Origin of the sequence: Pseudomonas sp. R62 (assembly GCF_000257605.1) — a bacterium.
GTDB lineage: Bacteria > Pseudomonadota > Gammaproteobacteria > Pseudomonadales > Pseudomonadaceae > Aquipseudomonas > Aquipseudomonas atacamensis.
Genome location: NZ_JH635999.1, coordinates 359,768 through 367,165 on the forward strand (window position 1 = coordinate 359,768; position 7,398 = coordinate 367,165).

6 protein-coding genes and 4 tRNA genes are annotated in these 7,398 nt (G+C 59.5%); 7 read left to right on the plus strand and 3 right to left on the minus strand.

From position 1 onward, the window contains the following. Positions 1-589 (plus strand): solute carrier family 23 protein (locus OQK_RS19855; protein ID WP_038861446.1); only part of this gene is annotated, 589 nt, incomplete at its 5' end. Between the two features lie 113 nt (positions 590-702). On the opposite strand, the gene OQK_RS19860 is transcribed toward OQK_RS19855, so the two are convergent. After that, a tRNA-Asn gene (locus tag OQK_RS19860) sits at positions 703-778 on the minus strand. Between OQK_RS19860 and OQK_RS30520 the strand changes: the two genes are divergently transcribed. Further along, positions 752-1,228, plus strand: a complete 477-nt coding sequence (locus OQK_RS30520) for a hypothetical protein (protein ID WP_162098737.1) — start codon at positions 752-754, stop codon at positions 1,226-1,228. The two genes, OQK_RS19860 and OQK_RS30520, sit on opposite strands and share 27 nt — an antisense overlap. On the opposite strand, the gene OQK_RS19875 is transcribed toward OQK_RS30520, so the two are convergent. After that, positions 1,225-1,425, minus strand: a complete 201-nt coding sequence (locus OQK_RS19875) for a hypothetical protein (protein WP_016773917.1) — start codon at positions 1,423-1,425, stop codon at positions 1,225-1,227. The two genes, OQK_RS30520 and OQK_RS19875, sit on opposite strands and share 4 nt — an antisense overlap. Before the next feature lie 223 nt (positions 1,426-1,648). Then, positions 1,649-2,845 (minus strand): amino acid aminotransferase, encoded by a 1,197-nt coding sequence (locus OQK_RS19880; protein WP_016773918.1) that lies wholly within the window; start codon positions 2,843-2,845, stop codon positions 1,649-1,651. A gap of 337 nt (positions 2,846-3,182) precedes the next feature. Here OQK_RS19880 and uvrB point away from each other — a divergent pair, with 337 nt between their 5' ends. From uvrB to OQK_RS19905, 5 genes are all read left to right on the plus strand, one after another. Then, the gene (gene uvrB / locus OQK_RS19885) at positions 3,183-5,198 is read left to right on the plus strand and encodes an excinuclease ABC subunit UvrB (RefSeq protein WP_016773919.1); all 2,016 of its coding nucleotides are present in this window, start codon (positions 3,183-3,185) and stop codon (positions 5,196-5,198) included. A gap of 163 nt (positions 5,199-5,361) precedes the next feature. Further along, positions 5,362-6,843, plus strand: a complete 1,482-nt coding sequence (gene gltX, locus OQK_RS19890; RefSeq protein WP_016773920.1) for a glutamate--tRNA ligase — start codon at positions 5,362-5,364, stop codon at positions 6,841-6,843. A gap of 188 nt (positions 6,844-7,031) precedes the next feature. Then, positions 7,032-7,107, plus strand: a tRNA-Ala gene (locus OQK_RS19895). 79 nt (positions 7,108-7,186) lie between these two features. Further along, positions 7,187-7,262 (plus strand) — tRNA-Glu (locus OQK_RS19900). A gap of 53 nt (positions 7,263-7,315) precedes the next feature. Further along, positions 7,316-7,391: transfer RNA gene (locus OQK_RS19905), tRNA-Ala, on the plus strand. Positions 7,392-7,398 lie beyond the last annotated feature (7 nt).

The window sequence follows — 7,398 nt, forward strand, 5'->3', positions numbered from 1 at the left end:
CGGTCTGGTGGCGGTGACCGGGATCAAGAGCCGATTCGTGGTGGCCACCGGCGGTCTGTTTCTCGTCGTCCTCGGGCTGCTGCCGTTCATGGGCCGGGTGATTGCTGCCGTGCCGACTTCTGTCCTCGGCGGCGCCGGGATCGTGCTGTTCGGCACCGTGGCGGCGAGTGGCATCCGCACGTTGTCGAAGGTGGACTACCGCAACAACGTCAACCTGATCATCGTTGCCACCTCGATCGGTTTCGGCATGATCCCGATCGCCGCGCCGAACTTCTACGATCATTTCCCGAGCTGGTTCGCGACTATTTTCCATTCGGGCATCAGTTCGTCGGCAATCATGGCGATCCTGCTCAACCTGGCTTTCAACCACTTCACGACCGGCAATTCGGATCAACAATCGGTGTTCGCCGCAGCCGAAGAGCGCACTCTGCGTTATCGCGATCTCGCCGCGCTGCGTGAAGGCGATTACTTCAGCGACGGCAAGCTGCATGATTGCGATGGCAAGGAAGTGCCGGTGATCGAGCCGGATGACCACGACCATGGCCACGGCGCGCCTAAGGTTCAGGTGAAAAGCAGCGAACATGTCTGACCGCCACTGCTGAAACAAAAAAGGCCGATCTGCCCACGCAGATCGGCCTTTTGGCATTTTTCGAGCGCCCACAAAAAAGCCCCTGAACCTTGCGATTCAGGGGCTTTGCTATTTGGCTCCACAACCTGGACTCGAACCAGGGACCCAGTGATTAACAGTCACTTGCTCTACCAACTGAGCTATTGCGGAATTGGTGCGTATGTTACTGATTCAAAAAGAGAAGTCAAGCATCGCCGGGCAACTTTTGCGATTCGTCGGGACGGACGGCATTTTGTCAGCGATTGGCGGTTACCAGAAAGGCCTCAGAGGTCTACCATGGCAGCCCGGAAGTGGTCACACGCGCTGCCGGCCATTCGCCGCAAAGGTACGCGCCATGATTCAAATCACTCGCAACACCGAGGTGCCTGCATGAGCACTGCACAGATCAGCCTGCCCAAAGGGATCGGCCCGCACGCCGAAAAACTTTTCGATGCAATCACCGGGGCAAGCACCGCCGAAGAATTGAACCGCGCTGGCGGCAAGGCTGAAGGTTTCGTCCTTGGTCTAGAAAGCAGAAAGGCCATCAAGAGCCAGGTCGCCGAATCGCTGTATGTGATTTATGACGATGCTGCCACTCAACGCTCGGCCGAGCTGGCTTAACTGCCGAAGGTAATCGTGCCGAGCATCAGCTTGGCATAGGCCGCCGTCGCCGCCAGTTGCACCAGCCACAGGGCCAGGCCACCGAGGAATACCCCGGTGGCGACTTGCAGCACCAGGCTCTTTTCACGCTTGGCCGGAGCGCGCGGGATGAAATCATCCAGGTCGTCACGGTCAGCGCGCAGGTTGTCGTTTTTCATGTGGGTTCTCTTCAAAAAATCTCGGATGTACACAAAACCGGTAGGAGCTGCGGAACGCTGCGATCTTTTGATCTTAGAAACAAGATCAAAAGATCGCAGCCTCGTTGCACTCGTCAGCTCCTACACTTTGAATTGTGTGCAGTCTAGAGGTTGCGAGGCGTTTCCAGAGACAAATAAAAACGGGAAGCCCAAAAGGCTTCCCGTTTTTCATCACTGGCCGAAATCAGATGACCTGAACGATCGCGTCCGTCACAGCCTTGATGTTGCTCTGGTTCAGCGCGGCCACGCAGATGCGGCCGGTGTCCAGGGCGTAGATACCGAACTCGTTGCGCAGGCGATGCACTTGTTCAGTGGTCAGGCCGGAGTAGGAGAACATGCCGCGCTGACGACCAACGAAGCTGAAATCGCGGCCCGGGGCTTTTTCCGCCAGCAGGGCAACCATCTGCTCGCGCATGCCGCGAATACGCAGGCGCATCTCGGCCAGCTCGGCTTCCCACTGCGCGCGCAGTTCCGGGCTGTTCAGCACCGCAGCAACGATGCTGGCGCCGTGGGTCGGCGGGTTGGAGTAGTTGGTGCGGATCACGCGCTTGACCTGCGACAGCACGCGCGCGCTTTCTTCTTTCGATTCGCTGATGATCGACAGTGCGCCGACGCGTTCGCCGTATAGCGAGAACGATTTGGAGAACGAGCTCGAGACGAAAAAGGTCAGGCCGGATTCGGCGAACAGGCGCACAGCGGCGGCGTCTTCGTCGATGCCGTCGCCGAAGCCCTGGTAAGCCATGTCGAGGAACGGTACGTGACCTTTGGCCTTGACCACTTCGAGCACCTTGTTCCAGTCCGCCGGGGTCAGGTCGACGCCGGTCGGGTTGTGGCAGCAAGCATGCAGGACAACGATCGAGCCGTTCGGCAGGGCGTTGAGGTCGTCGAGCATGCCGGCACGGTTCACGTCATGGGTGGCAGCGTCGTAGTAACGGTAGTTCTGCACCGGGAAACCAGCGGTTTCGAACAGCGCGCGGTGGTTTTCCCAGCTCGGGTCGCTGATCGCCACGACGGCGTTCGGCAGCAGTTGCTTGAGGAAGTCGGCACCGATTTTCAGTGCGCCGGTCCCGCCGACGGCCTGAGTGGTGATGACGCGACCGGCGCTGATCAGCGGCGAGTCGTTGCCGAACAGCAGTTTCTGCACGGCCTGGTCGTAGGCAGCGATGCCATCGATCGGCAGGTAACCGCGCGAAGCGTGTTGCGCGACGCGAATCGTCTCGGCTTCGATCACCGCGCGCAGCAGTGGAATTCGCCCCTCTTCGTTGCAGTACACGCCCACGCCCAGGTTGACCTTGGTGGTCCGGGTATCGGCGTTGAATGCTTCGTTGAGGCCCAGGATTGGATCGCGGGGTGCCATTTCGACAGCGGAGAACAGGCTCATTATTACGGCGGCTCTGAATGGAGAGTGGAGGGACGTGTCGCGCTCCAGCCGAATGCACTAGAGCGGTGCACAAACGGGGAGCTAGTATAGAGGCCATCACCGCGCAATGGCGACAGGCGAATCGGCTTTTAGGGTAAGTTTTTCCGATTATTTCTTGACCGTTAGTCGATTGACTTTGTCAGACTCTTTACCGGATGTAGGACGTTTGCCTTGAAAGGTCAGGCAATCGCCACCACATTCAGCACAATCCAGGTTTTTTCTTGCGCGACATCGGTCGTTTGCGGTCGTCCTCGTGGTGCTCCGCCTGACGCGGAACGCCGCGATTCCAGAGGTGTGTATGTCGGAATTCCAGCTAGTCACCCGCTTCGAGCCTGCCGGCGATCAGCCGGAAGCCATTCGCCAGTTGGTTGAGGGCATTGACGCCGGGCTGGCGCACCAGACACTGCTCGGTGTGACCGGTTCGGGCAAGACCTTCAGCATTGCCAACGTCATCTCCCAGGTCCAGCGGCCGACGCTCGTACTGGCGCCGAACAAGACCCTGGCCGCGCAGTTGTACGGGGAGTTCAAGGCGTTCTTCCCGAACAACGCCGTTGAATACTTCGTTTCCTACTACGACTACTACCAGCCCGAAGCGTATGTGCCGTCGTCCGACACCTTCATCGAGAAGGACGCTTCGATCAACGACCACATCGAACAGATGCGCCTGTCCGCAACCAAAGCGTTGCTCGAGCGCAAGGACGCGATCATCGTCACCACGGTGTCGTGCATCTATGGTCTGGGCAGTCCGGAAACCTATCTGAAAATGGTCTTGCACGTTGATCGCGGCGACAAGCTCGATCAGCGCGCGCTGCTGCGGCGACTGGCCGATCTGCAATACACCCGCAACGACATGGATTTCGCCCGGGCGACGTTCCGAGTGCGCGGTGACGTGATCGATATCTTCCCGGCGGAATCCGACCTCGAAGCGATCCGCATCGAGCTGTTCGATGACGAGGTCGAGAGCATTTCCGCGTTTGATCCGCTGACCGGCGAAGTCATCCGCAAGATGCCGCGCTTCACTTTCTATCCGAAGAGCCACTACGTGACGCCTCGGGAAACCCTGCTCGACGCCATCGAAGGCATCAAGGTCGAATTGCAGGAGCGCCTCGAATACCTGCGTAGCAACAACAAACTGGTGGAGGCCCAGCGCCTGGAGCAGCGCACCCGTTTCGACCTCGAGATGATTCTCGAACTGGGTTACTGCAACGGCATCGAAAACTACTCCCGCTACCTGTCCGGGCGTCCATCCGGCGCGGCGCCACCCACGCTTTACGACTATCTGCCGGCCGACGCCTTGCTGGTGATCGACGAATCCCACGTCAGCGTGCCGCAGGTCGGCGCGATGTATAAGGGCGACCGCTCGCGCAAGGAAACCCTCGTTGAGTACGGCTTCCGCCTGCCTTCGGCGCTGGACAACCGCCCCATGCGTTTCGACGAGTGGGAAGGGGTCAGCCCGCAGACCATTTTCGTTTCGGCAACGCCCGGCAACTACGAAGCCGAGCACGCCGGGCGGGTGGTTGAGCAGGTGGTGCGGCCGACCGGCCTGGTCGACCCGCAGGTTGAAGTGCGGCCGGCGCTGACTCAGGTCGATGACTTGCTCTCGGAAATCACCAAGCGTGTGGCGATCGAAGAACGTGTGCTGGTCACCACGCTGACCAAGCGCATGGCCGAAGACCTGACCGATTACCTCGCCGACCACGGCGTGCGCGTGCGTTATCTGCACTCGGACATCGACACCGTCGAGCGCGTCGAGATCATCCGCGATTTGCGCCTCGGCGTGTTCGATGTGCTGGTCGGGATCAACCTGCTGCGTGAAGGCCTCGACATGCCGGAAGTGTCGCTGGTGGCGATTCTCGATGCTGACAAGGAAGGCTTCCTGCGTTCCGAGCGCTCGCTGATCCAGACCATCGGTCGCGCGGCGCGTAACCTCAATGGCCGGGCGATTCTCTACGCCGATCGCATGACCGGTTCGATGGAGCGCGCGATTGGTGAGACCGAGCGCCGTCGCGAGAAGCAGATTGCTTTCAACCTTGAGAACGGCATCACCCCGAAAGGTGTGATCAAGGACGTCGCCGACATCATGGAAGGCGCCACCGTGCCCGGTTCGCGCAGCAAGAAGCGCAAAGGCATGGCCAAGGCCGCCGAAGAGAACGCCAAGTACGAAGCCGAGTTGCGCTCGCCAAGCGAAATCACCAAACGCATCCGCGCGCTGGAAGAGAAGATGTACCAATTGGCGCGGGATCTGGAGTTTGAAGCGGCGGCGCAGATGCGTGACGAGATTGCCAAACTGCGCGAACGATTGCTTACGGTATAAGGGATCGTTCCCTGTGGGAGCGAGCCTGCTCGCGAATGGCCTTCACACCATCCGAAGGGCTTAGGGCATCTGGCTTAAATACCCTGCCCGCTGGAGCGGGGCGGGTGTCGCCTGTTACCATTCGCCGCTTGATTGTTCTGCTCTTCATTTTTCGAGACAAGCCATGACCACCGTCCGCACTCGCATCGCGCCATCGCCTACCGGGGACCCCCACGTAGGTACCGCTTACATCGCATTGTTCAACTACTGCTTTGCCAAGCAGCACGGCGGTGAGTTCATCCTGCGCATTGAAGACACCGATCAGTTGCGTTCGACCCGCGAGTCCGAACAGCAGATCTTCGACGCCCTGCGCTGGCTCGGCATCGACTGGAGCGAAGGCCCGGATGTCGGCGGCCCGCACGGCCCGTATCGGCAGAGCGAGCGCGGCGACATCTATCAGAAGTACTGCCAGCAACTGGTCGACATGGGCCATGCGTTCCCGTGCTTCTGCACTGCTGAAGAACTCGATCAGATGCGCGCCGAGCAAATGGCTCGCGGCGAAACTCCACGTTACGACGGCCGCGCACTGCTGCTGTCGAAGGAAGAAGTCGCGGCGCGCCTGGCCGCTGGCGAACCGCACGTGATCCGCATGAAAGTGCCGAGCGAAGGCGTCTGCGTGGTGCCGGACATGCTGCGTGGCGACGTCGAGATCCCGTGGGATCGCATGGACATGCAAGTGCTGATGAAGACCGACGGCCTGCCGACGTACTTCCTCGCCAACGTCGTCGACGATCACCTGATGGGCATCACCCACGTGCTGCGTGGCGAAGAGTGGCTGCCATCGGCACCGAAACTGATTTTGCTCTACGAATACTTCGGCTGGGAACAACCAGAGCTGTGCTACATGCCGCTGCTGCGTAATCCGGACAAGAGCAAGCTGTCCAAGCGCAAGAACCCGACCTCGGTGACGTTCTACGAGCGCATGGGCTTCATGCCGGAAGCGATGCTCAACTACCTCGGGCGCATGGGCTGGTCGATGCCGGACGAGCGCGAGAAGTTCTCGCTGCAGGAAATGGTCGACAACTTCGACCTCAAGCGCGTTTCCCTCGGCGGGCCGATCTTCGATATCGAGAAGTTGTCGTGGCTCAACGGCCAGTGGCTGCGCGATCTGCCGGTGGAAGAGTTTGCCGCCCGCGTGCAGAAGTGGGCGTTCAACTCTGAATACATGATGAAAATCGCGCCGCACGTGCAGGGCCGGGTTGAAACGTTCAGCCAGGTCGCACCGCTGGCGGGATTCTTCTTTGCTGGCGGCGTGAATCCGGATGCCAAGCTGTTCGAGTCGAAAAAGCTCTCCGGCGATCAGGTCCGCCAGTTGATGCAGTTGATCCTGTGGAAACTGGAAAGCCTGCGGCAGTGGGAGAAGGACAGCATCACCGCGACGATTCAGGCGGTGGTCGAATCTCTGGAGTTGAAACTGCGCGACGCGATGCCGCTGATGTTTGCTGCGATCACCGGGCAGGCGAGTTCGGTGTCGGTACTCGATGCGATGGAAATCCTCGGCCCGGATCTCACCCGTTTCCGCTTGCGCCAGGCGATTGACCTGCTGGGCGGCGTGTCGAAGAAAGAAAACAAGGAGTGGGAAAAGCTCTTGGGCGCGATTGCCTGATTGCTTTTGCTTCTCTGCAGGACTGCCGAAGGCTGCGATCTTTTGATCCTGCCTTCGGCGTTTCTCCCGAATTTACGGGGGAGGGCGGTAAGTGATTGTTATCCCGGCAAAAAATTTTGAAATTTTTCAAAAATAAGTTTGACAGGCTTTCGATACGCCCTTAAGATTCGCCCCGTCCTCAGCGATGAGGGGCTATAGCTCAGCTGGGAGAGCGCTTGCATGGCATGCAAGAGGTCGACGGTTCGATCCCGTCTAGCTCCACCAATTTACACTTCGAGGTCTGGCCACACCGGCCTTGAAGCGATCAACACTCAGCGTTGATCCGTTGTATAGAAGGGTTTGCGTCCCCTTCGTCTAGTGGCCTAGGACACCGCCCTTTCACGGCGGTAACAGGGGTTCGAGTCCCCTAGGGGACGCCAGTTTTACAGAAGTGATGTTGCAAGAGATCACTCCGCCGCGAGGCGAAAAATCCGGGGCTATAGCTCAGCTGGGAGAGCGCCTGCATGGCATGCAGGAGGTCAGCGGTTCGATCCCGCTTAGCTCCACCAATTTTAC

Coding starts and splice junctions, on each gene's coding strand:
- OQK_RS19880 (WP_016773918.1), bottom strand. CDS start 2,845: ATGAGCCTGTTCTCCGCTGTCGAAATGGCACCCCGCGATCCAATCCTG.
- OQK_RS19875 (WP_016773917.1), bottom strand. CDS start 1,425: ATGAAAAACGACAACCTGCGCGCTGACCGTGACGACCTGGATGATTTC.
- uvrB (WP_016773919.1), top strand. CDS start 3,183: ATGTCGGAATTCCAGCTAGTCACCCGCTTCGAGCCTGCCGGCGATCAG.
- gltX (WP_016773920.1), top strand. CDS start 5,362: ATGACCACCGTCCGCACTCGCATCGCGCCATCGCCTACCGGGGACCCC.